Origin of the sequence: Xanthomonas sp. WHRI 8932A (assembly GCF_035012785.1) — a bacterium.
In the GTDB taxonomy this organism is placed as follows: Bacteria; Pseudomonadota; Gammaproteobacteria; order Xanthomonadales; family Xanthomonadaceae; genus Xanthomonas.
Genome location: NZ_JAYGQQ010000002.1, coordinates 237,471 through 258,394, shown reverse-complemented (window position 1 = coordinate 258,394; position 20,924 = coordinate 237,471). Strand labels below are relative to the sequence as shown.

Here is a 20,924-nt window from a genome sequence, read left to right as displayed (position 1 = left end):
ACGCCACAGTCGGCCCGGGTGCGCCCCTACACGGTGGGCGAGGTTTGGCGGGGCTGGAGGCCCCGCCGTGTTCGCTGGGATGCCGGTCAGAACGCCTGCAGCGCTTCGGTCAGTTGGCCGTTGTTGTTGACTGCGCCCATGGTGTAGCCCTGCCAACCCGGGTAGGCGTTGGGTTCCCAGTAGAAGACGCCGAGCACGCGTGAGCCGATGGCGTTGCTGCGGCTGAGCAGGTTGGTGAGCATGGCGCGGGTGGTGGCGGCCTGCTGCCAGTCCATGCCGACCTCGGCCACCACCACGTCGGTGCCGTAGCGCTTGATCATGTCGCGCATGTTGGTGTCCAGCCGGGTGTTGTAGTCCTGCCAGCTGCCCACCGGCGGATAGTGCGACATGCCGATGACGTCCCATTTACCGCCGGCCGAGCGCAGGTTGTCGAAGAACCAGCGGAAGTTGGCGTTATCGTACCCGTTGGCCAGATGCACGATGACCTTGGCATTGGGATACACCGCCTTGGTCGCGTTGTAGCCGCTGTTGATGAACTGCCCCAAGTTGGCGAAGTTTGGGGTCTTGCCCTGGTCCCACAGCATGCCGCTGTTGATCTCGTTGCCCACCTGCACCCAGGTGACGGTGATGCCGTTGTCCTTGAGATATTTGAGGATGCCCTGGGTGTGGTTGTAGACGTCGGTATTGAGCTGGGCCACGGAATGCCCTGCCCAGGCAGCCGGTTTGTTCTGCTTGCCAGGGTCGGCCCAGCTGTCGCTGTAATGAAAGTCGATCATGATGCGCATGCCCTGCGCGGTGGCGCGCTTGGCCTTGTCGAGCGTGTCGCGGCCATCGTTCCAGCCGCCGGACGGGTTGACCCACACGCGCAGGCGAACGGCGTTGCCGCCGACATCCTTGAACAGCTTGAGGAAGTCGGTGGTCTTGTTGGAGGCGTCGCGAAATACCTGCGGCGGATTATTGGCTGCCTGTTGATTGAGCCAGCTGACATCGGCGCCTTTGGCGATGCCCTGTGCGCCTGCGCTCAGGCTGACCAACGACAGCAGCAGCACCAACAACAGGCGGCTGTAACACGTACTCACCACACTCATGAACCCTCTCCCTTGATCGATAGATGTCGCGCCAAATGGCGCCCTGCCTGATCCCCCTGCTTTCGATCCGCGTGGCGTGGCGTGACGGGTCGTACAAGACACGGCCAGCTGCACTGCGAAACGCTGGCGATTCAAACATGGACGTTTCGATCGCTCGAGGTCGCTATAGCTCAGCGGTGATGTCGGAATATCTCTATGCGAAAAAATACGGTAATGGCGTACATGCGCGTTGGTTACCGGCGTGTCTGTTGTGCGGCTGCAGCAAGAAACAGCTGCATCTGCGCGCAAACAGGCAACAAAAACGCCGGCAAGCCGGCGTGTCTGTGGAAGTGCTGGATGTACGCGATGCGCGCAGGGCGGGCTGCCACCTGCAACCGCGCGGAGTGCTCAGCCCATCGCGCGTGCACCCTGCTGCTGTTGCTGGGTCTGCGTTTGTTGTTGTTCCAGCGCCACCGCCTGGCGCGCTGAATTTTCGGCCACCCGCTGGCTGCTCTGCTCCAACGGTGTGTTGATCGCGGTCATGGTTTCGACGCTGACGCGCAACTGCGCCGGATCATCGGCGCGCCCCTGCACGGCGAAGGTCCGGGCAGCATCGGGACTCATTGCCACCGAATCGATACGCTGGCCGCCGGCGGCATGCATCTCCGAGGCGAGCGCGCCAGACAGCTGCGCGCTGTGCTGATCCGGCGCACGGCCAGCACGCACGTCTTGCGCATGCACACCGCGTTGGGCGTCCTGGAACAAGGGGTTACCCACGTGCCCAGGTTGATCGATGCGCAACGAGGTGTGGTCGTTGCTGTGATCGCGCGCATCGCGCTTGGCCGGCTCGCCTGGAGCGAGGGGGCCACGAACGGCGTCGACCACATCCTGCCCAAGGCCTGGTGCACCGCGCGTCAGGATGGTCGTACCGGTACGCAACCCGTTCACGTCGCTGCGGTATTCCTCAATCATCCGCGCGTTCTTTTCGGCGAGCGGACGTGCGTTGGGATCGGTGAGCGCGGAATGCTCCCCTAAAAAATTGCCCAATTTGTGCGCACCCAACGATGCGGTAGCTGCCATCAGCGGATCGTCGGGAATCAGGAAGTTGGCCTTGCTATTGCTATAACCGCTCGCGCTCAAGGCGAGCATTTCAGTGGGCTTGGCATAAATGCGCACTTGGCCAAAATGCGGTGATGCCGCACTGACCGGGTCGGAGGCCATGACGTGATTGACCACGCTGTTGCCGCCCTCCGGGATGCGATAGCTCAGGCTGGCTGCACCATACGAATTGAAGGTTTCGCCCTTGAGGTCGTAATGGTGCGCGGAGATCTGTGCGAGTGCGCCGCCGAGCGAGTGACCCGTGACGGTGACTTGGGGTGTCCGCCCCTCTTCCTTGCCGATTTCCTTTGCATAATCCAAAGCATGTTTGGTCAATGCCAATGCATCAGCGGCCTGCGGATTGGTCCGCGAGGTGACCATGGTTGCATCGGTGAGAATGTCATTGGCTGCACCCTCGGTACCGCGGTGCGCAACCACGATCTCGCCAGTGCCCTGGCGTTGATAGATCGTGCCCTGGTAGCCATTCGCCTTGTTATTGACGTGTTCGAGAACAGCGTAGCGCTGCCCTTCGATCGTGACGATCTCTTCTTGCCCCGGTGCACGCCGGCCTACTGCACGGTCCTTATAAGAGTCTTCAGACAGACCGGCATATTGCGGAGACGGGATGGTCATGGCGCAACTTCCTTGGCGGCCAGCGTGATGGTGAAGAGCTTGTCGCGGATCTCTGGCTTGAACTCCTCGGCAGCGTGCTTGCCCATATCCGGGAAGTTGCTCATTTCAGAGCGTGGATAACGCTCGCTCCAGTAATACTCCGTAGACGCCTGCTGCGCAGTCACCGTTTTGGCTTCGATAAACGACTGGAAGCGCGTCTCTTCTTCCGCACCAGTCGCCTTCAGCATCACGCTGGCGCCACTGAATTCCCAATGACAGACGCCGCGACCGTAATAGTCTTCGTCCTGCATCAGGTCTAGATAGACGGTGCCGCGATACTCGGTATCGGACACCTTCTTCAGCGCGAAGTCTTCCTGGCTGGTGATGCGGCCGGCGGTGCCGGTCTCCGGCTGGATCTTTCCGCACTCGGCTTCGTTGCTGACGTCGTACTGCGCCGCGCCCTGCACCAGGCCGAACGCGCCAGGCGCGTTCTTCAGGGTGAGCGTCACCTCGAACGCCTTGCGCGGACTGGGGTTCAGCTTCGCAAGGCCGCGGCCGCCCGCCTCGACGTTGGCTTCTGCAGCGGCCTCGGTAGCGGGGGATTGGGTCTGGGTCATGCTGGTCTCCGGGGCGCTACAGGCCGTAAGCAATAGGGCCAGCAGGCTTGGGGTCAGAATCTGGCGCAAGGCCGGCCTCCGTGGCAGTTGGGCAGCCAATCTAGTCCGCCTGCGCTCGGGGGGCAATCGCGGCGGCGTGAGGATGAGGCCGCTGCCGGAGATTGTGGGTGGGCGCAAAGCTGCCATGATCGAGCACAGCCATCGCCAGGGAGTGCGCGCCATCGTTACCCGCCCACCAGCGCCCACGCCATCCGCACCGGCCGCACCGCGCGTGCACTGGCGCAATAGCTTGCGGATGCGGGTGATGCTGGCGGCCACCGGCGTGCTGGTGGCGTTGCTGGCGGTGCTGGGTACGCTGTTCTACCTGGGCGCTCGCGCCGAGCTGGTGGAGGCCGCGCGCAACGAGGTGGACGGGTTGACCGAGCAGACCGCGCGCAGCCTGGCGGCGATGCTGGATTCGGTGCAGGTGAGCGGGCGCACGTTGGCAGCCAGCAGCGGCGCGGTGGGGTTGCAGCCGTTCAACCTGCGCGCGTTGTTGCTGGCCACGCTCAGTGGCGACCCGGATATCGGCGCAGCGCGGCTGATCATCGAACCGCGAACGCAAAAAGCGCGCGATACGGGGTTTGTCTGGTACGTGCATCGCGATGGCACGCGCACCGTTGAAAAATCGGTGACCGAGCTGGGCTACGACTATCGCGCGATGCCGTGGTACCTGCGCACGCAGCGCGAAGGCCGTGCGTGGTGGTCCGAGCCGTACCTCAACAGCAATGGCGGCAGTGCGCTGTACACCAGCTACAACCTGCCGCTGCGGCGCCCGGGCGATGCATCCGATGCGGCGCCCGTGGGCATGGTGAGCGTGGATCTTCCGCTGCAGCATCTGCGCGAGATCATCGACCAATTACCGCGCGACATCGGTATCCAGCCGATGCTGTTGTCGCCCGAAGGCATGCTGGTATTCAGCCCCGACCCGGCGCTCAATCTGCATCACACGCTGGACGCTTATGTGGCGCGTTCGCGGCCGGATCTGCGGCCATTGCAGCGGGCACTTGCGGCCGGCCAGCCGATCTCGTTTTCGCACACGGCGCCGGATGGCGAACGCTTCCTGACCCATAGTGCGGCAGTTGGGCACAGTGGCTGGACATTCGTGCTGTCCGCCTCGGAAGACTACGTGTTGGCTGGCCTGAACTGGCTGGCGGCATGGGTGGCAGCGGCCGCGTTGCTGGGTGCGGGCGTGTGGTGGTGGTTGATGGGGCGGATCACGCGCAAGTTGACGCGGCCGATCGAGGAGTTGACCGACACCGCCGAGCATTTCCGACGTGGCGAATTCGAGTATCCATTGCGGCATATCGAGCGCGATGACGAGGTGGGAGTGATGGCGCGCGCGTTCGACAGCGCACGCGATGCGATCCGTCACCATATCGCCGAGATTGGCGAGATGACCGCCGCGCGCGAACGCATGCAGAGCGAGCTGCAGATTGCGCGCGAGATCCAGCAGGCGATGCTGCCGTCCGGACGCACCTTCGACCGTGCAAGTTCGCACCTGGAAGCCTGCGCCTGGCTGGAGCCGGCCAAGGCGGTGGGCGGCGACTTCTACCACTTCGTCGAAACCGAACCCGGGCTGCTGTGGTTCGTGGTCGGCGATGTATCGGACAAGGGCGTGCCGGCGGCGTTGTTCATGGCGCGCGCGGTGAGCGTGCTGGAAATCGCCGCACGCCGGTACACGCGCCCGGACGGCATCCTGATTGCCGCCTCCACGCGACTGGCCGAGAACAACGACACCTGCATGTTCGCCACCGTGCTGTGCGGCTTGATCAACGTGGTGAGCGGCGATTACTGGCTGGCCAGCGCCGGGCACGAGCCGCCGCTGTTGATCGACATCGATGGCAAGACGCATGCGTTGCCGCTGGAAACCGGCCCGCCGCTGGGGATCGAACCGCAGACATCGTTTCCGGTACTGCAGGGCCGTATGACCGCGGGGCAGACCTTGTTGGGGTATACCGACGGGGTGATCGAGGCAATGGACGAGCACGGCGCCAGCTATGGGCTGGAGCGGCTGCTGGCCACGCTGCACCCACGCCGCAGTGCTGCGGCGCAGTGCAAGGCGGTGATCGCCAATATCGCCCGCTTCACCGGCAACGCCGATCCGTACGACGACATCACCCTGCTGGCGATCCGGCTGCGCCAGGAGCATGCTGGACGGGTCGCGGAGACCGGCCGGGGCGTCCCCGGGGAGGCAACCAGCCCATGAAGTTCGATCTGGCCATTGCACCGTCGCTGGCCCAGTTGGCCGGCGCCAACGACGCGCTGGAAGACTCGCTCACCCGTGAAGGCCTGCATGCCGAGCGCATCGGCCAGATCCGGCTGATCGTGGAAGAGCTGGGCTGCAATGCGCTCACCCACGGGCAGTGCGCCGAACAGCCGCTACGGCTGCAGCTGCAACTGGACCAACAGGCCCTGGTGCTGGAAATGCACGACCCCGGCACCGCGTTCGACCCGTGCGCTGCGCCAATGCCCGATGTGACAAGCGAGCTCGACGATCGCCAGATCGGCGGTTTAGGCTTGTTTCTGGTGCATCAGTTCGCCGATCACATCGACTACCGCCGCGATGGTGCATACAACATCGTGCGCGTCACCCTGCTCCACCCGTACGCCCCTGTCCCCGAGGCTTTGTCATGACCACGCTCGCCATCCAGATCGACCCACCGCAAGACACCCGCCAACGCGTCATCCTGACCGGGCGGCTGGACACCCACACCTATCAGGACCTGGACGCGGCACTGTCGCCGTTGCTGGGCACCCGCATCACCACGCTGGTGCTGGACCTATCCGCACTGGAATACATTTCCAGCGCCGGCATCCGCTGCATCTTCAAGGCGCGTAAGGCGCTGGCCGCGCACCACGGCAAGGTGCTGGTGACCAACCCGCAGCCGCAGATCCGCAAGGTCTTCGACATGGTCAAGGCAGTGCCGCTGAGCGATGTGTTCGCGTCCACCGAAGAACTGGACGCCTACCTGGCCGCAATGCAGCGCAAGGTCATCGAACAAAGCGCGCAGAGCGATGCGCCCATCGTGTCGCATTTCGCCGAAGCGTAAGCCGCATCGCCTGCGCGCACACGTGGGGACGTGTGCGCGTGCGGCATGTGCGCGGGCTTGGTTAGGCTATGACGCCCCATTCGCAGCGTCGCAATGCCTGCACTGATCATTTTCGATTTCGACGGTACCCTGGCCGATTCGTTCGGCTTCTTCCTGAGCACGCAGCGCGCATTGGCTGCGCGACATGGCTTCCGCGCGGCAGAAGCGCATGAGGTGGACGCCGCACGCCGGCTGACCACGCGCGAACTGCTCAAACAATCGGGATTGCCTGCCTGGCGGGTGCCGCTGGTGGCGGCCGACTTCATCCGGCTGATGCGCGGCGCGCCACCGGCTGCCTTGTTCCCTGGCATTGCGCAAACCGTAAGCGCACTGCACGCCGGTGGCACGCGCCTGGCGGTGGTGTCGTCCAACGCGGTGGACAACGTGCAACGCGCGCTGGGGGAGGAGCTGAGCGCGAAATTCGCCGTCATCGAAGGCGGCGCGCATCTGCTGGGCAAGCAACGCGCCCTGCGCCGCGTCTTACGCGCAACCGCACACACGCCAGCGCAGGCGGTCTATGTGGGCGACCAGGTCGCCGACTGGGAAGCGGCGCAGGTGCTCGGCCTGCCGTTTGCCGCCGTCGCCTGGGGCTACGCCCACCCGGACGTGTTTGCCGGGTTGGCCGGAACCTCGCTGATCGAACGGGTGGACGATTTACTGGCGCTGGGCATGCGTTAGCGACGGCCAAGCGCAGCAGCCTTCGTGAACCTTCTCCCACAGAGGGAGACGTAACACCTGCTTGCGCTGAGCGGCGATCGGCACACTGGCACCTCCTTCCCCGGCCCAGCTCTGGGCGCTCGCTGATGTTGGTGTTTGCCGTGGTGAGCAGGCGCTGTTGTTCTTGCTGTTGTTCTTGCTGTTGTTCTTGCTGTTGTTCTTGCTGTTGTTCTTGCTGTTGTTCTTGCTGTCGCTTCACCCAAGTCGCCTTAAAGCAAGCCGAGCACCGCAGTCATGTGTGGCCGAAGAGGCGCCCTTGTTTGAGCGAAGCGAGTTTGGGCGCCGTGCCGCGCATGACGAGGAGCGCAGGGGACCGGCGCGGCCGTATCGCGCCGGATTGCGTCAGGCGACAGCGGTTTTGGTGACTTTTGCCAAGACAAAAGTCACCCGCGCCCGAAGGGCGTGGAAGCTTTTGGCTTGGCTGTGGCTTGAGCGCTGACGCTTGAAAGCTGTGCTTCAAATTCGTGCATGGTCTACAGGTGCACCTGTTGGAGATCACCGGCAACCGTACCCTCATCCGCCCTTCGGGCACCTTCTCACGGAGGGAGAAGGATGAGCATGCAGCGAGCTTTTAGCCGTACTGCGCGTGGCACGGAGGAAACATTGAACACTGCAACGTGCGCCGCATGACTGCGGGAAACCACGCGCGCACGCCTATACCCCACCCGAGCTCGGCAACGGTGCCGGCACATTCAACATCCCGCCCGCCGCCACGTAGGCCGCCAGCGCCTGGCCCTGGCTCAACAGATGCCCTTGCATCGTCCTCTCCGCACCTTCTGCATCGCCGCGCCGCACGCAATCCATCAACTGCCGATGCTCGGCCAGCGACTGCGCCATGCGCCCCGGCGTCAACAACTGCCGGCCGCGGTGCATCTTCAAGATGCGATGCAAATCGTGGGTCACCCGGATCAACCACGGATTGCCTGCGTAATGCTGCACCGTTTCGTGGATCAGGTAATTGTTGCGGTAATACTCGGCCAGATCGCCGGAGGCGGCAGACGCTTCCATCGCCGCATGCAGCTCTTCCAGCCGCTGCACGCCTGCCGCATCCAGACGCTTGACCGCGTCATGCGCGCAGCGGCCTTCCAGCATCGCCATCACCGGGAACAGCTGATTGAGATCTTCCAGCGTCAGCCGCGTGACCCGGCTGCCGCGGCCTGCATCCAGTTGCACCAGGCCTTCGGCCGCAAGCAGCTTGAGACTTTCGCGCAGCGGCGTGCGGCTGATGCCGAGTTCCTCGGCCAACGCCGGCTCGTCGATCCATTCGCCAGGCGGCAACGCGTAGTCGTAGATTTTCTGCCGCAGGCGCTCGGCCACTTCCTCGTACAGCGGTACGCGCTTCTTGGCACTGCGCGAATCAGGGGCGAGGGTCATGGTGGGCAGGTCATCGGCAGTGGATCGGGGGCGCCCATTCTACGGGCGCGCCCGCCGACCCTGCCCACCAGCGCCATCGTCACAGCCAACCCGGCACCACGAACAGCAGCCATGCCGCCAGCGGCCCCAACAGCACCACCAGCCCGCTGTAGACCAGAAAACGGCGGAACAGCCCATCGCGTTCTTCCTTGGCCGCCGAGGCCACCACCAGCGCGCCGTTGGTGGAAAACGGGCTGACATCCACAATGGTGGACGACACCGCCAACGCGCAGATCACCCCGGCCGCACCCAGCTGGCCCTGCATCAGGAACGGCACCGCCAGCGGAATGGTGGCGCCCAGCACGGCCGCAGACGATGCGAACGCAGACACAATGCCGCCCACGTAGCACACCAGCAATGCGCCCAGTAACGGCATGCCGATATGCGACACGCCTGTGCCGATGTAGTCCACCGCGCCAGCCTTTTCCAGCACCGCGACATAAGTGACCACACCGCTGATCAGCAGCACCGTGGACCAGCTGATGCCATCCACCGCGCCTTTTTGTGCATTGGGCGAAATCAACGCCAGCGCCACGGCGACGGTGATCGAGACCAGGCCGACGTTGAGGTTGTAGACCAGCGCCGCAACGCCCAGCCCCAACAGGCCGACAAGCGTGATCACGCGATCGCGGGTGATGGACACGGCCTCCAGCGCCAGCGGGTCGGTGGACAAAGTGCCGCCGCCGGCCGCCACCAGTGCGCCATGGCCTTCGATAGAGAAGCGTCGCTGCGATGCTTGATCGCCGTTGACCGGCACGTACTGCGCATCGGCCAGCGACACCTCCTGCCGACGCATCAGCTTGAGCCCGCCGAAGGCGCAGAAGCAGATGATCGCCATCATCAGGTTGAAGCCCAGGCTGGTGAGAAACACCGCCATCTCGGTGACATCCAGCCCGGCTTTTTCCACCACCTTGTTGGTGATGCCCCCATACACGCTGATCGGCGAAAACCCACCGCCCTGCGCGCCATGGATGACCAGCAAGCCCATCATCAACGGGTTGATGCGGTATTGCTTGGCAAAGCGCAACGCCACCGGCCCGATGATGGCCACTGCCGCCGGCCCCAGCGCACCGAAAGCGGTGAGCAGGCCGGTGATGACGAACATCACCCACGGGATCGCCACGATGTGCCCGCGTACCGCACGTACTGCCCAATGCACCAGCAGATCGATGGTGCCGTTTTTCTGCGCGATGGCGAACAGATAGGTGATGCCGACCAGGGTCAGGAACAGGTCGCCGGGAAAGCCGGCCAGCACCTCCTTGCCGTCCAGCCCCACCCACACGCCACCGACGATGAATGCCAGCGCGAAAGCCACCGCGCCCATGTTGATGGGCAATGCGGTGGCGACGATGAACATGATCACCAAGCCAAGAATCGTTGCAATTTGCGGGGTCATGCGCCCTCCCAGACACCTGATACGCGTACAGCACGGATGGCCACCCGCCATCCAAGGGTCACGCCGTGTACGACACCTGCCTGATGGTCATGCCGCGCGTTCGCATGCGGCGTTGACCCACTCCACCACCCCTTGGGTGCTGTGGAAATCGTCGACCGACCGCGCTTCGCAGCCCGGTACGATCTCGCGCGCCATGCGCGCCAGTGCGCTACCGGGGCCGAGTTCGAGAAATACACGCGCACCGCGTTCGGCGGCCTGCACCAGCACGTCGTGCCAGCGCACGGTCTGCGCGATCTGTGCAGCCAGGCTGTCGATCACCTGCGGCGGCGTGGCGACGGCACGTGCGTCGATGCCAGCAAGCACGCGCAGCGTGGGGGCGCGAATGACCACCTTGTTCAACGCGGCGGCGAAGGCATCGGCGGCCGCGTGCAGCCACGGCGTATGCGCAGGCACAGTGACCGGCAGCATGGTGACGCGTGCACCGCGCGATTGCGCGTCATCGCCAAGCCGCTGCAATGCCGTGCGCGGCCCACCAAGCACGGCATGGTCGTCGCCGTTGATGATGGCCACTGCTGCACCATGCGTGTTGCAGAGCGATTCCAGCGTGGGCAGTGGCAGGCCGATCACCGCCATCAACCCGGCATCCTCGGGGCTGGCCGCATCCATCGCGCGCGCACGGGTGGCCGCAAGTTGCAGGCAGGTCTGGATGTCGATGCTGCCGGCCACCGCGTGCGCAGCCAGCTCGCCGACGCTATAACCCAGCACCAGCAGCGGCGTCGGCAGATGCTCGCGCAGCACCTGCCATTGCGCCAAGGTGCCTGCGCAGACCAGCGGCTGGGCGACGGCATTGGCGTAGCGGCCAGCATCTGCGGCAAGGGTTTGCGGAGCGGCGCCAAGCACCTGCCCGGCAGCAGCAAGCACCGCTGCCGCAGCGGGCGCATCGGCAATGCGGGCGAACATGTCGGCGTGCTGGCCGCCTTGGCCTGGGCAGAGAATGGTCAGGGTCATGGCGTTGGCCGCGGGCATGCGCTGGCGCGACTGCTGCAGGAACTGCACGTCTGCGCGCTACGGGCAACGTTTCCTGGTGCAGCATTCAATACCGCTGCTGTGCGAAGTGAGGCACAGATGCGTTGCGTGCACGCGCAACCTGCTTCTGCAGCCACAGTGACACTGGACGCGCGCCTGCTCACAACGTCTCCTGCCGATGCAGGAACCACGCGCAGGCCAGCAGGTCCGCGCTACCACCGGGGCTGAGCCGACGCGCCACGAATTGTTTGCCGATCGACGATAGCCGATCGCGCCAGTAGGGTTGCGCAATACCGCCGTCATCGAGAAAGCGCCGCGCCTGCGCTTTGGCATAGGCCAGACCGTCTGCGCCGCCCCGATGCAGCAGATTGAGATCGTCGACATGCGCGACCAGTTGCATCAAGGTCTGCGCGAGCGCGGCCTCCTGCGTGGCGCCAGTGCCCAACGCGGCGCGCAGGCTCGGCAGCGCGATCTCGCGCAGTAGCGGGTAGCCGGCTGCGGCCTGCTCGCGAACGCCAGCCACCTTGTACTGCGCGCGCATGCGCTGGCCATTGCTGCGTGGGTCCAGCGGCGCAGCGCACAACGCCGCGCCCCACACCTGTACCCCGTTGCAGACCGCATCGGCAGATGGCCGCTGGCCATGCGCGCCGCGCAGGCGTGCGGCCTGTGCGGTGAGCAGGCCAAGGCTGAAGATCGCGCCACGGTGGGTATTGATGCCGCCGGTGGCGCGCAGCATGGCCGCCTCGGCCGCGATGCCCAGATCGCGCAGCCGTGCAAAGGGTGCGTTGTCGCTGCCGGCCTGTGCGATGGCGATAAAATAGCCGCGCAATGCGAACAGACTGCGCAAGAACGTGGAGGCATCCATGTCGCTGTGGCTACCGCTGTCGAACGGCGTCACCAGCCCGGGCTTGGGCGCGCAGGCCAACTCCGCATGCAGCGCGCCGACGGCGAGCCGGCCGAGCCGGTGCGCAACGTCGCGCGGCACTGCGGGCACATCCACATGCTGCAGGTGTTGGACCTGCGCGCTCATGCCGCGCTCCTTAACCGAAACAACGCAGCGCGCGGCAACAAGCAGCAGCCGTTGCCGGATTTCACCAGCACCTGCTGCGCGTCACTGGCGTACTCGCGCCAGTTCACCGCGATGTCGTGGGGGAATAGCAACTCGCCATCGGCACGCATGCCGTGGCGTTGTTCCCAGCGCTGCAACAAGGCAACCACTACTTGCGCCTGCTCGGACGTCTCGATGGACCACAGCAGATCCAGATCCGATTGCGCGTGCACATAGGTCAAGCCCGTCAACGCTTGCCACGCGAAGCTACCGAACACGCGCGGATGCAGCGCATCAGCCTGCGCGTGCGCGCGCAATGCCTGCAACGCGGGCTGCACCTCGCCGGGTGCGTGCGCGATGACGGCATCCAACGACAGGGGCTCACTGCAGCGTGCGATTTCCACAACGTTGGCACGCAATGCCAGACGCTGCTTGCCTTCGTTGGGCGGCAACGGCACGCCCAGGCGCAAATTGCCCGGCGCCTCGCTGCCGTCGCCACGCGCCACCACTGCCGGCAAGCCGGCGGCAAACCACTGCTGCAAACGCGAGTGGGCACCTGGCGTGTGCGCCTGCCAGTGCGCATCGTCGCGTAACCACACCAGGGCGTGGCGGCCGGCCATTCTCAGGCCTCGCCCGCTGCCACGGCGGCGGCAACCTCGCGCGCCAGCGTGCGGCCGCCGCGTTGCGCGCCCAGTGCGCGACGCTGATCGCCATCGACGGGCGCAGCCAATGCATCGAGCAGCGCCTGCGCCAGATCGCCGTCCCACAGCGATTGCACCGCGCCCATGCGCACATAGTTCTCCACGCCCGGCGCGAACACTGGCGAACTTTTGCTGAGCGCCTGCAAGGTATCCACCGATTGCTTGGTGACACGAGCCATGGCACGCAGATCCATCACGCGCACCTGCGCATCCGGCAACGCATGGATGCGGTCGGCCATCAAACCGAACGACAGAAATCCGCCGCTCACCGCTTCGCCATACACCAGCGTGACCAGTCGCGCGCCGCGCCTGCGTGCCAGATCCAGCGCACGCGCCAGATGCGCGAAGTAGCCATTGATGCCGAGCAATTCATCGCGACGTGCCAGACGTTGCCCGGCGGTGTCGGCCAGCATCACGATCGGCCGCTGCGGATGCGCGCGGGTGCTGGCCAGCACGGTGGCGGCCAGCGCCAACGCGTGGTCCACGCCCACTTCAAGCTTGTTGGCGGTGCCGATCACCGTGACCTCGCCTGCGGCCGTGGTCGCGCTGCCGGTGAGCACATCCTCATTGCGCGCGATGGCGTGACCGAGCGGAAACAGCTGGTCGAGCAGTTGGCTCAGTTCCATGGCGCGCTCCGATCTGCAGTGGCCGCGAGGAAGGCGTCGGTGTCCAGCAGCGGCAGCCGCTGCGGATCGGCGATGCCTTGGCGCGCCCAGATGTCCAGGCCGTCGCGGCAATCGCCATAAGCATCGATGCGCGCAGACAGTTGATGATGCGCGCGCTCCAAGGCCTGTAATGCAGCATCGCCTTCGGGTTCGACAAGTGCGTCCAGCGTGCTGGCCGCTGCATCGGCAAACGCCACGATGCGGTCGGCCACCAAGGTCTGCGCGTCGCCCAGCAGGTAGCGGTGTTTGCCACCGGTCACACGCCAGACCAGAGCGCGGTCGCGGGCGTCGAACTCTTCTACGCCGCGCACGGTTTCGATCACGTCCGGGCCGGACAACGACAAGCGGCCTTCTTCGGACATGATCACGGCGCTGCAGCAGCGCGCCACGATGCCCATGCCACCGAATGCGCCATTGCCGCTACCGATCAACGCCAGCACCGGCACGCCGGCCGCGCGCGTATCCAGCGTGGCACGCATGACTTCGGAAATGGCGATCAGGCCGGCATTGGCTTCGTGCAAGCGCACGCCGCCGGTGTCGAGCAATAACAGCACTGCTGCCGGATGCGTGGCTGCCGCGCGTTCGAGCAAACCGGTGAGCTTGGCGCCGTGCACCTCACCCACGCCACCGCCCATAAAGGCGCCCTGCTGGCCAACGATCAACACGCTGCGGCCACGCAAGCTGCCCTCGCCCACAACGATACCGTCGTCGAAGGCGCCCGGCACGTCGAGCTGCGCCAGATGCGGGCTGACCAGGCGGCGACGCGGGCCGACGAATTCGCGAAAGCTGCCGGCGTCCAGCAGCCCGTCGATACGCTCGCGGGCATCGGCTTCGTAATAGCTGCGCTCGGCCATGGGAATGGTGGTGCTCATACACGCCTCCGGATTGCATTTGTAGGAGCGCACCTGGGCGCGACCGCGGCGTTATCGGGCAAGCCCGTCGCGCCCGGGTACGCTCCTACGGACGTATCTGTGTCTCTGACATGGGAGCTCATGCGGCATCTCCTTGCAGGACATCGATTGCCTGCTCCAGTCGCAGACGCACCACTGCCGGCGTTGCGCCAACATCTACGCGCCTCCGAATGTGTGCTGTAGGAGCGCACCTGGGCGCGATTGCGGCGTTACCGAGAACGCCGGTCGCGCCCGGGTGCGCTCCTACGGAGCTGTCTGTATCTCTGACATGGCAGCTCATGCCACATCTCCTTGCAGAACATCGATTGCCTGCTCCAGACGCAGACGCAGCACTGCCGGCGTTGCGCCAACATCTACGCGCCTCCGGATTTGTGCTGTAGGAGCGCACCTGGGCGCGATTGCGGCGTTACCGAGAACGCCCGTCGCGCCCGGGCGCGCTCCTACGGAGGTGTCTGTGTCTGTGCGATGCACGAGGCTCATGCCGCATCTCCTTGCAGAACATCGACTGCCTGTTCCAGACGCAGACTTACCACTGCCGGCGTTGCACCAACATCGTTGATGCTGATGCGCACATCGCGCAGCGGATGGCGCGCGGCGAAGTCGCCTAGCACCGCCTGCCAGATCGTGCCGAAGCCGCGGGCCGCGGTGAGGATCTCGATTTCCATCGCGCCGTCGAGCGGCACGCGCTCGACCAGCACTTCCAGGTTGCCGGAGGCGACCACGCCGACCAGCGCATGCTCCAGACCGGTGCGCGCACCGTGCTGGCCGTCAAAGCGATATCGCAGGGTTTCCATGCTGAGCCCTTACCAATTGCGGAAACGTTTCGGCGGGTCGTACAACCCACCGGACCAGCGCACCAAGTCCTTGACCGTGCGCGCGGCAAGCAAGTCGCGCGTGGCATCGCGCGGACGGATGCCCAGATCTTCCGGCCGCTTGATCACACCGCGATCGCGCAGGTTTTCCACCATGCGTTTGTCACGTCCGAGACCCACGGCGGTGTAACCGGACACGCCACGAATCGCCTGCTCGCGCTCTTCCGGCGTGCGGCACAACAACAGATTGGCGATGCCTTCTTCGGTCAGTACATGGCTGACGTCATCGCCGTAAATCATCACCGGCGGCAGCGGCATGTTGGCGCGCTCGGCCAGTTCCCAGGCATCAAGCTTGTCGACGAACGCCGGCGCCATGTGCTCGCGGAAGGTTTCCACCATCTGCACCACCAGCTTGCGACCGCGCGGCATCTCGCCCGGTCGTGCGGCCTCGCGCCCGGCCTTGAGCCAGGCAGCGCTGGCATGGCGGCGGCCGCGCGCATCCGAGCCCATGTTGGGCGCGCCACCAAACCCGGCGATGCGGTCGCGCGTGGCAGTGGAGCTATTGCCCTGCAAATCGATCTGCAATGTAGAGCCGATAAACATGTCGCAGGCGTATAAGCCGGCGGTCTGCGAGAGCGCGCGGTTAGACCGCATGCTGCCGTCGGCGCCGGTAAAGAACACATCCGGGCGCGCGGCGATATAGTTTTCCATGCCCAACTCGGAGCCGAACGAATGCACCGACTGCACAAAGCCCGATTCAATCGCCGGGATCAGCGCCGGATGCGGATTCAGCGCCCAATGCCGGCAGATCTTGCCTTTCAATCCCAGCGATTCGGCGTAGGTGGGCAACAGCAATTCAATGGCGGCGGTGTCGAAGCCGATGCCGTGATTGAGCCGGTCCACACCGTACTCGGCGTAGATGCCCTTGATCGCCATCATCGCCATCAACACCTGGATCTCGGAGATCAACGCCGGGTCGCGGGTAAATAAGGGTTCGATGTAATTGGGCTTGGGTGCTTCGGTCACGAAGTCCACCCAATCGGCCGGAATATCCACGCGCGGCAAGGTGTCGAGGATTTCGTTGACCTGCGCGATCACGATGCCGCCCTTGAACGCGGTGGCCTCCACAATCACCGGCGTATCTTCGGTGTTGGGTCCGGTGTAGAGATTGCCGTGGCGGTCAGCGGCCTGCGCGGTGATCAACGCGATGCGCGGGGTGAGGTCGATGAAATAGCGGCCGAACAATTCCAGATAGGTGTGGATGGCGCCGATCTCGATGCGGCCCTCGCTCACCAATCCAGCCAGACGCGCGGCCTGCGGGCCGGAGAACGAAAAATCCAGACGTTTGGCGATGCCGCGCTCGAACACATCCAGGTGCGAGGCCAGCGACAGAACCGACTGCACCATGTGCAGATCGTGCACGCGCGCGGGATCCACCTCGGTGAGGCAGCGTGCCAGGAAATCGGCCTGCTTCTGGTTGTTGCCCTCCAGACACACGCGGTCGCCGGGCTCGATCACCGCCTCCAGCAGCGCCACCACATCGGTGGCGGCTACCACGCGGCCCTGCGGCGCCAGCGCGGCGGCACGCTGCAAGCGCCTGCGCCGGCCTTCGGCCTGGGTGTCCCACTGTCGACTCATCGCATTGCCTCACCGGGCCGAGCCCGTAATGTCGAAGTAATTACATCGTAATTATGGAAAGAGGTGCTGTCTAGACGCGTTGCAGCATCGGTGGATGAGGAGACGACGAACGGTCAGCAATGCGACAGCTAAGTGCTTGCGGCCGCCCGCACTTCGATATATCGTTTTCGCATGCTTCGATATATCGAATGAAACCGAAAACCCGCCACCAAGCGGTCTTGGCCGATCTGGATGCCGCCGACGGCAACGTCTCCGGGCGCGGCAGTGCGCGCATCCGGCCGCTGGGGCATGGCGATCTGCGCCTGCTGCTGCTGGCCTTGATCGAACAGCACCCACGCCACGGCTACGAGTTGATGCGGCAGATCACCGCGCTGTTCAAAGGCCTGTACACGCCCAGCGCCGGCGCGATCTACCCGGCGCTGGCGCAGCTGGAAGCCGACGGCTGGGTGCAGACCGATCTGGAACAGGGCCGCAAGCAGTATCGGATCACCGACGCCGGCCGCAGCTACGCCGCCGATCAACGCGACGCCCTGGATGCCGCACTGGCGCGCACCCATCGCCGCGCACGCGAGCTGATCAAGGCGCAGACACCCGAACCCATCCGCGAGGCAATCCACCGCATCAAGCACGGCCTGTTTGCACGCCACGGCCAATGGAACGAAGCAGACATCGAACGGATTGCCGCACTGCTCAACGCCGCCGCCGACGGCATGGAGCAGGACGAGCACTGAGGGGTGTTGCAGCGTCGACGGCAGCCGTTGGCCGTTGTTGCGATGTTGCGATGTTGCGATGTTGCGATGTTGCGATGTTGCAACAGCGAGTCTGCTGGCCGGTGCTGTTGATCGGTCGTTCTGTTGAGTTGATTGGCTGCTCTGTTGATCGGGCGTTCTGTTGAGTTGAGTGGCTGTTCTGTTGATCGGAAGTTCCGTTGGCTGTTCGTTCCGTCGCCCGGTTTGCGAGCGTTGCTAAAGCCCCTCTCCCCTCGGGAGAGGGGTTGGGGTGAGGGTACGGCGCGAAGCCTCACGAACATTCCAACAACACAAGATGTCGCTCAACCTCCTCCACCTACAACTACGCGTCACCTTCTCCACCTGCAGGAAGAAACACCTCGAAGCGGGTAGAAAAACAGCGGTGTCTTTGCACTCAGCAAGTTTCAGAGCCGTAAAAACCAGCAACCAATCGTCAACTAGACATGGACAGCGCACAGAGAACCAGAGCCTACGAGGACTACATACCGCACCGAGCACCTGCGGCCCCGCCTGGCCCTGAGCGCAGTCGTCTTGTTAGCCACTCCTAACTATCCATCGTGTCACCGCCGTACCTGCTACCACCCCCACGCCGCGCCTCTGTGCGCGACACCATCAGGAATCGCACCCCCATGGCTGCACACACCAATACCCAACTTCGTCGCGACTCGCGCCTGCGCTCCGTGGAAGTGGTCCGTTGCGAGTCGATCACTCCGCAGATGCGCCGCATTGTCTTTGGCGGCAGCGAACTGGCCGGCTTTCAAAGCGAAGCGCCGGACGACCACGTCAAACTGTTTTTCCCCAATGCCGATGGCGCCTTCGTGCTGCCGACCATGACCCCGGAAGGACCGCGCTACGCCGAAGGCGCACTGCCCTCGCCCGGCCGCGATTACACCCCGCGCGCGTTCGATCCGCAGAGCGGCGAGCTGAGTATCGATTTCGTGCTGCATGGCGACGGTGTGGCATCCAGTTGGGCCGCACAGGCGCAGCCCGGCGATGCGCTGAAGATCGGCGGCCCACGCGGCTCGTTTCTGGTGGCAGACGACTTCGACCATTACGTGCTGATCGGCGATGAAACCGCGCTGCCCGCGATCAGTCGCTGGCTGGAGTCGATGCCGGCCGACATGCAGGCAGAGGTCTTTATCGAAGTGGCCGATGCAGACGAGCGACAGGAGCTGATCAGCGCCGCCGATGTCGCTGTGTACTGGCTGGAGCGCAACGGCTTCGATGCGGCCAGCAGCACCTTGCTGGAAGACAGCCTGCGCGATTACGAGCCGCACGACGGCGACACCTTCTACTGGATCGGCGCCGAATCGATGCGCGCGCGGGCCATGCGTAAGTTTGTGGAAGAGCACATCGGCGTGGACAAGGAGTGGATCCGCGCAAAGGGATACTGGAAGGCGGATCCGGCCGGGGAGTGAGGCCAAATGTTCCCGCCTCTGGCGATCAATCGAGGGTAGCCAAAAAACTAATTCGCCTCTGGCGAGCTGTCGACGTTCGGAGTTAGAGACCTCAAGGCATCAGTACTGGACTGACTTGCGAGAACCGCCTTGATCGCGGCGGTTCTGACGTATCACCGCCTTCAAGGCGTAGTACGGCGCATGCACCTTGATATGACCAGGGATGGTTCCGCGCCTGGTTTGGCAGCATGGCCTCCGGATGACATCGCGCGCGGTTGCGCACCGATCCACGGTGACACTTTCAAGATTGATAACGCATCGATGCTCAGTCGCGACAGGCTCAAGCTGTTCAAAAATATTCGAGCATGACGTGGGGGCTTGATACGTACGAACGCGGCTTGGAAGACGGCATGAGATGCAAAGAACACCGGCCAGCACGATTATCAAAAGTGCGAATTTACATTCGACCACAACGTCAAGCAGGCGAACACAACAGCCATTGACAGTCATAAGTGCTCTTGCTAGAACGCAAGCGTCAGGACCCCATAGATATTTATCTAATAGGTGCCTGCCACCGGATGGACCTACTCACTCGAGAGGCTTCCCATGAAAGATATGAAGGCAGATCAACGTCGCCGCTATTTGAGAGGGGCCGTTTGCATTGCGCTCTTTGCAGCATCGCCTATCGCTGCTTACTCGGCTCAGCAAGAAGACACCACCGCCCTTCATCGGGCAATACCGAAGAAGCAGATATTAGAGGTGAAGGTACGAGGTGATTTGAGCGGAAGAGACGTTGACCTTGAGCTAAGTCCTGGCGAAATTTCGCCCATCTTGGTTCTACCCGACAACAGAAAATACCGCGTAAAAGCATCAATCATCCGTACCGACCCACGATTTGGGGACATCTACGCACTTGTTCTGGCAGACGCAAAAGGGAAAACCCTTGCGGAAATGAATATTGCGGGAAATACGACTGCGACGTTCGGCGATCACAGCGTTCAGATCTATCTACTTCCAATCGAGCAAACCATCTGATCAGAGACGACTCTCTCAAAGCTTAGACACTTGAAATTTGCCAGAAAAAATTAGGGCCCGCCAATGGCGGGCCCTAATGCAAGCAACCGCTTAATTACTTCGCAGCAGCGTCGCCGGCCTTGGCCTGCAGGGCTTCGGTGGTGATGCGGATCTTGACCTCGTCGCTGACGTTCGGGGCGTACTGGCCCACGCCGAAGTCGCTGCGCTTGATCGTGGTGGTGGCGTCGAAACCGGCAGCCGCCACCTTCTTCATCGGGTGCTCGCCGGCACCGTTGAGGGTGACGTCCAGCACGACCGGCTTGGTCTGATCCTTGATGGTCAAGTCGCCGGTGACGGTCAGCTTGTTGGCGCCTGCCGATTCGACCTTGGTGCTCTTGAAGGTGGCGGTCGGGAACTTGGCCGCGTCGAAGAAGTCACCGCTCTTCAGGTGCTCGTCGAACTTGGCGGTGAAGCTGTTCAAGCCGGACAGCGGCAGGGTCACCTGCACGGTGGACTTGGTCACGTCGGCCGCGTCGTACACCAGGGTGCCGTCGACATTGCCGAAATGCGCACTCGGGTTGGAGAAGCCGAAGTGGCTCCACTGCGCCAGCACGTCGGTGTGGCTCGGGTCCAGGGTGTAGGTACCCGAGGCCACTTCCACCGCAGGAGCGGTCGAGGCAGCCGGAGCCGGAGTGGCGGCAGCGGCATCGGCCGGCGCGGTGGCGGCGGGGGTTTCGGCGGCCGGCGCGGCGGCGTTGTCGGCCGGCTTGGAGCAGGCGGCGATGGCCAGGGTCAGGGCGAGCGGCAGCAGCAGTTTGTGGGTGGTTTTCATTGGAACTCCATGTGATGAGAGACGCGTTGGATCAACGCGGATGGGACAGATGCAGACGGACGAGGACTGCAGGAAACTGT

General features: G+C 64.1%; 21 protein-coding genes and 2 pseudogenes. 8 read left to right on the top strand and 15 right to left on the bottom strand.

Going from position 1 to position 20,924, the window contains the following annotated elements:
* Positions 1–86: 86 nt before the first annotated feature.
* The 3 genes from VC212_RS03955 to VC212_RS03945 form a co-directional block, all read right to left on the bottom strand.
* Positions 87–1,088 carry an arabinogalactan endo-1,4-beta-galactosidase gene (locus VC212_RS03955; protein ID WP_055853020.1) on the bottom strand — a complete coding sequence of 334 codons (1,002 nt, stop codon included), beginning with the start codon at positions 1,086–1,088 and terminating at the stop codon, positions 87–89.
* A 387-nt stretch (positions 1,089–1,475) separates the two neighbouring features.
* A complete protein-coding gene (locus tag VC212_RS03950) occupies positions 1,476–2,798 on the bottom strand; it encodes an XVIPCD domain-containing protein (RefSeq protein WP_323514418.1) in 1,323 nt (440 codons plus the stop codon).
* Complete coding sequence (locus VC212_RS03945; RefSeq protein ID WP_161963000.1) at positions 2,795–3,394, bottom strand: hypothetical protein; 600 nt, start codon at positions 3,392–3,394, stop codon at positions 2,795–2,797. The genes VC212_RS03950 and VC212_RS03945 overlap by 4 nt, the downstream gene beginning before the upstream one ends.
* 136 nt (positions 3,395–3,530) lie before the next feature.
* Between VC212_RS03945 and VC212_RS03940 the strand changes: the two genes are divergently transcribed.
* From VC212_RS03940 to VC212_RS03920, 5 genes are all read left to right on the top strand, one after another.
* Positions 3,531–5,642 carry a SpoIIE family protein phosphatase gene (locus VC212_RS03940; protein ID WP_161961571.1) on the top strand — a complete coding sequence of 704 codons (2,112 nt, stop codon included), beginning with the start codon at positions 3,531–3,533 and terminating at the stop codon, positions 5,640–5,642.
* Positions 5,639–6,070, top strand: a complete 432-nt coding sequence (locus tag VC212_RS03935; protein ID WP_055853031.1) for an ATP-binding protein — start codon at positions 5,639–5,641, stop codon at positions 6,068–6,070. The genes VC212_RS03940 and VC212_RS03935 overlap by 4 nt, the downstream gene beginning before the upstream one ends.
* Positions 6,067–6,486 carry an STAS domain-containing protein gene (locus tag VC212_RS03930; RefSeq protein WP_055853034.1) on the top strand — a complete coding sequence of 140 codons (420 nt, stop codon included), beginning with the start codon at positions 6,067–6,069 and terminating at the stop codon, positions 6,484–6,486. The genes VC212_RS03935 and VC212_RS03930 overlap by 4 nt, the downstream gene beginning before the upstream one ends.
* A gap of 93 nt (positions 6,487–6,579) precedes the next feature.
* Positions 6,580–7,203 (top strand): HAD hydrolase-like protein, encoded by a 624-nt coding sequence (locus tag VC212_RS03925; RefSeq protein ID WP_115552828.1) that lies wholly within the window; start codon positions 6,580–6,582, stop codon positions 7,201–7,203.
* Between the two features lie 157 nt (positions 7,204–7,360).
* Positions 7,361–7,681, top strand: coding sequence for a hypothetical protein (locus VC212_RS03920; protein ID WP_323514419.1), 321 nt, complete (start codon positions 7,361–7,363; stop codon positions 7,679–7,681).
* A gap of 215 nt (positions 7,682–7,896) precedes the next feature.
* Here the strand turns inward: VC212_RS03920 and VC212_RS03915 are convergent, their stop codons facing one another.
* From VC212_RS03915 to mdcA, 11 genes and pseudogenes are all read right to left on the bottom strand, one after another.
* Positions 7,897–8,616, bottom strand: a complete 720-nt coding sequence (locus tag VC212_RS03915) for a GntR family transcriptional regulator (protein ID WP_115561158.1) — start codon at positions 8,614–8,616, stop codon at positions 7,897–7,899.
* Positions 8,617–8,695: 79 nt separating this feature from the next.
* Positions 8,696–10,051, bottom strand: coding sequence for an SLC13 family permease (locus tag VC212_RS03910; protein WP_323514420.1), 1,356 nt, complete (start codon positions 10,049–10,051; stop codon positions 8,696–8,698).
* 87 nt (positions 10,052–10,138) lie between these two features.
* Positions 10,139–11,059 carry a malonate decarboxylase subunit epsilon gene (gene mdcH, locus VC212_RS03905; protein WP_323514421.1) on the bottom strand — a complete coding sequence of 307 codons (921 nt, stop codon included), beginning with the start codon at positions 11,057–11,059 and terminating at the stop codon, positions 10,139–10,141.
* Positions 11,060–11,237: 178 nt separating this feature from the next.
* Positions 11,238–12,107 carry a triphosphoribosyl-dephospho-CoA synthase MdcB gene (gene mdcB, locus VC212_RS03900; RefSeq protein ID WP_323514422.1) on the bottom strand — a complete coding sequence of 290 codons (870 nt, stop codon included), beginning with the start codon at positions 12,105–12,107 and terminating at the stop codon, positions 11,238–11,240.
* Positions 12,104–12,745, bottom strand: coding sequence for a malonate decarboxylase holo-[acyl-carrier-protein] synthase (gene mdcG / locus VC212_RS03895; protein ID WP_323514423.1), 642 nt, complete (start codon positions 12,743–12,745; stop codon positions 12,104–12,106). The genes mdcB and mdcG overlap by 4 nt, the downstream gene beginning before the upstream one ends.
* A gap of 2 nt (positions 12,746–12,747) precedes the next feature.
* Entirely contained in the window at positions 12,748–13,452 is a 705-nt protein-coding gene (gene mdcE / locus VC212_RS03890) for a biotin-independent malonate decarboxylase subunit gamma (RefSeq protein ID WP_323514424.1), read from the bottom strand.
* Positions 13,443–14,345: a biotin-independent malonate decarboxylase subunit beta gene (locus tag VC212_RS03885; protein ID WP_323514572.1), complete on the bottom strand. Its 903-nt coding sequence runs from the start codon at positions 14,343–14,345 to the stop codon at positions 13,443–13,445. Before VC212_RS03885 ends, mdcE begins: the two co-directional genes overlap by 10 nt.
* A 136-nt stretch (positions 14,346–14,481) precedes the next feature.
* Positions 14,482–14,559 (bottom strand): annotated as a pseudogene (locus VC212_RS03880) (malonate decarboxylase acyl carrier protein); the annotation flags it as partial.
* Between the two features lie 119 nt (positions 14,560–14,678).
* A pseudogene (locus tag VC212_RS03875) lies at positions 14,679–14,756 on the bottom strand (malonate decarboxylase acyl carrier protein); the annotation flags it as partial.
* A gap of 122 nt (positions 14,757–14,878) precedes the next feature.
* Positions 14,879–15,196, bottom strand: a complete 318-nt coding sequence (gene mdcC / locus VC212_RS03870; RefSeq protein ID WP_323514425.1) for a malonate decarboxylase acyl carrier protein — start codon at positions 15,194–15,196, stop codon at positions 14,879–14,881.
* A 9-nt stretch (positions 15,197–15,205) separates the two neighbouring features.
* The gene (gene mdcA / locus VC212_RS03865; protein WP_323514427.1) at positions 15,206–16,852 is read right to left on the bottom strand and encodes a malonate decarboxylase subunit alpha; all 1,647 of its coding nucleotides are present in this window, start codon (positions 16,850–16,852) and stop codon (positions 15,206–15,208) included.
* A 188-nt stretch (positions 16,853–17,040) separates the two neighbouring features.
* On the opposite strand from mdcA, the gene VC212_RS03860 reads away from it, so the two are divergent.
* From VC212_RS03860 to VC212_RS03850, 3 genes are all read left to right on the top strand, one after another.
* Positions 17,041–17,583 carry a PadR family transcriptional regulator gene (locus VC212_RS03860; RefSeq protein ID WP_323514428.1) on the top strand — a complete coding sequence of 181 codons (543 nt, stop codon included), beginning with the start codon at positions 17,041–17,043 and terminating at the stop codon, positions 17,581–17,583.
* A gap of 647 nt (positions 17,584–18,230) precedes the next feature.
* Entirely contained in the window at positions 18,231–19,019 is a 789-nt protein-coding gene (locus VC212_RS03855; protein WP_323514429.1) for a siderophore-interacting protein, read from the top strand.
* 585 nt (positions 19,020–19,604) lie between these two features.
* A complete protein-coding gene (locus VC212_RS03850; RefSeq protein ID WP_323514430.1) occupies positions 19,605–20,033 on the top strand; it encodes a hypothetical protein in 429 nt (142 codons plus the stop codon).
* Between the two features lie 94 nt (positions 20,034–20,127).
* Here the strand turns inward: VC212_RS03850 and VC212_RS03845 are convergent, their stop codons facing one another.
* The gene (locus tag VC212_RS03845; RefSeq protein ID WP_082473606.1) at positions 20,128–20,844 is read right to left on the bottom strand and encodes a YceI family protein; all 717 of its coding nucleotides are present in this window, start codon (positions 20,842–20,844) and stop codon (positions 20,128–20,130) included.
* Between the last annotated feature and the right edge of the window lie 80 nt (positions 20,845–20,924).

Bases quoted from the DNA above. Each gene is read 5' to 3' on its own strand.
- VC212_RS03955 (WP_055853020.1), bottom strand. From the start codon at position 1,088: ATGAGTGTGGTGAGTACGTGTTACAGCCGCCTGTTGTTGGTGCTGCTG.
- VC212_RS03950 (WP_323514418.1), bottom strand. From the start codon at position 2,798: ATGACCATCCCGTCTCCGCAATATGCCGGTCTGTCTGAAGACTCTTAT.
- VC212_RS03945 (WP_161963000.1), bottom strand. From the start codon at position 3,394: ATGACCCAGACCCAATCCCCCGCTACCGAGGCCGCTGCAGAAGCCAAC.
- VC212_RS03935 (WP_055853031.1), top strand. From the start codon at position 5,639: ATGAAGTTCGATCTGGCCATTGCACCGTCGCTGGCCCAGTTGGCCGGC.
- VC212_RS03930 (WP_055853034.1), top strand. From the start codon at position 6,067: ATGACCACGCTCGCCATCCAGATCGACCCACCGCAAGACACCCGCCAA.
- VC212_RS03925 (WP_115552828.1), top strand. From the start codon at position 6,580: ATGCCTGCACTGATCATTTTCGATTTCGACGGTACCCTGGCCGATTCG.
- VC212_RS03915 (WP_115561158.1), bottom strand. From the start codon at position 8,616: ATGACCCTCGCCCCTGATTCGCGCAGTGCCAAGAAGCGCGTACCGCTG.
- VC212_RS03910 (WP_323514420.1), bottom strand. From the start codon at position 10,051: ATGACCCCGCAAATTGCAACGATTCTTGGCTTGGTGATCATGTTCATC.
- mdcH (WP_323514421.1), bottom strand. From the start codon at position 11,059: ATGACCCTGACCATTCTCTGCCCAGGCCAAGGCGGCCAGCACGCCGAC.
- mdcB (WP_323514422.1), bottom strand. From the start codon at position 12,107: ATGAGCGCGCAGGTCCAACACCTGCAGCATGTGGATGTGCCCGCAGTG.
- mdcG (WP_323514423.1), bottom strand. From the start codon at position 12,745: ATGGCCGGCCGCCACGCCCTGGTGTGGTTACGCGACGATGCGCACTGG.
- mdcE (WP_323514424.1), bottom strand. From the start codon at position 13,452: ATGGAACTGAGCCAACTGCTCGACCAGCTGTTTCCGCTCGGTCACGCC.
- VC212_RS03885 (WP_323514572.1), bottom strand. From the start codon at position 14,345: ATGGCCGAGCGCAGCTATTACGAAGCCGATGCCCGCGAGCGTATCGAC.
- mdcC (WP_323514425.1), bottom strand. From the start codon at position 15,196: ATGGAAACCCTGCGATATCGCTTTGACGGCCAGCACGGTGCGCGCACC.
- mdcA (WP_323514427.1), bottom strand. From the start codon at position 16,852: ATGAGTCGACAGTGGGACACCCAGGCCGAAGGCCGGCGCAGGCGCTTG.
- VC212_RS03860 (WP_323514428.1), top strand. From the start codon at position 17,041: ATGAAACCGAAAACCCGCCACCAAGCGGTCTTGGCCGATCTGGATGCC.
- VC212_RS03855 (WP_323514429.1), top strand. From the start codon at position 18,231: ATGGCTGCACACACCAATACCCAACTTCGTCGCGACTCGCGCCTGCGC.
- VC212_RS03850 (WP_323514430.1), top strand. From the start codon at position 19,605: ATGAAAGATATGAAGGCAGATCAACGTCGCCGCTATTTGAGAGGGGCC.
- VC212_RS03845 (WP_082473606.1), bottom strand. From the start codon at position 20,844: ATGAAAACCACCCACAAACTGCTGCTGCCGCTCGCCCTGACCCTGGCC.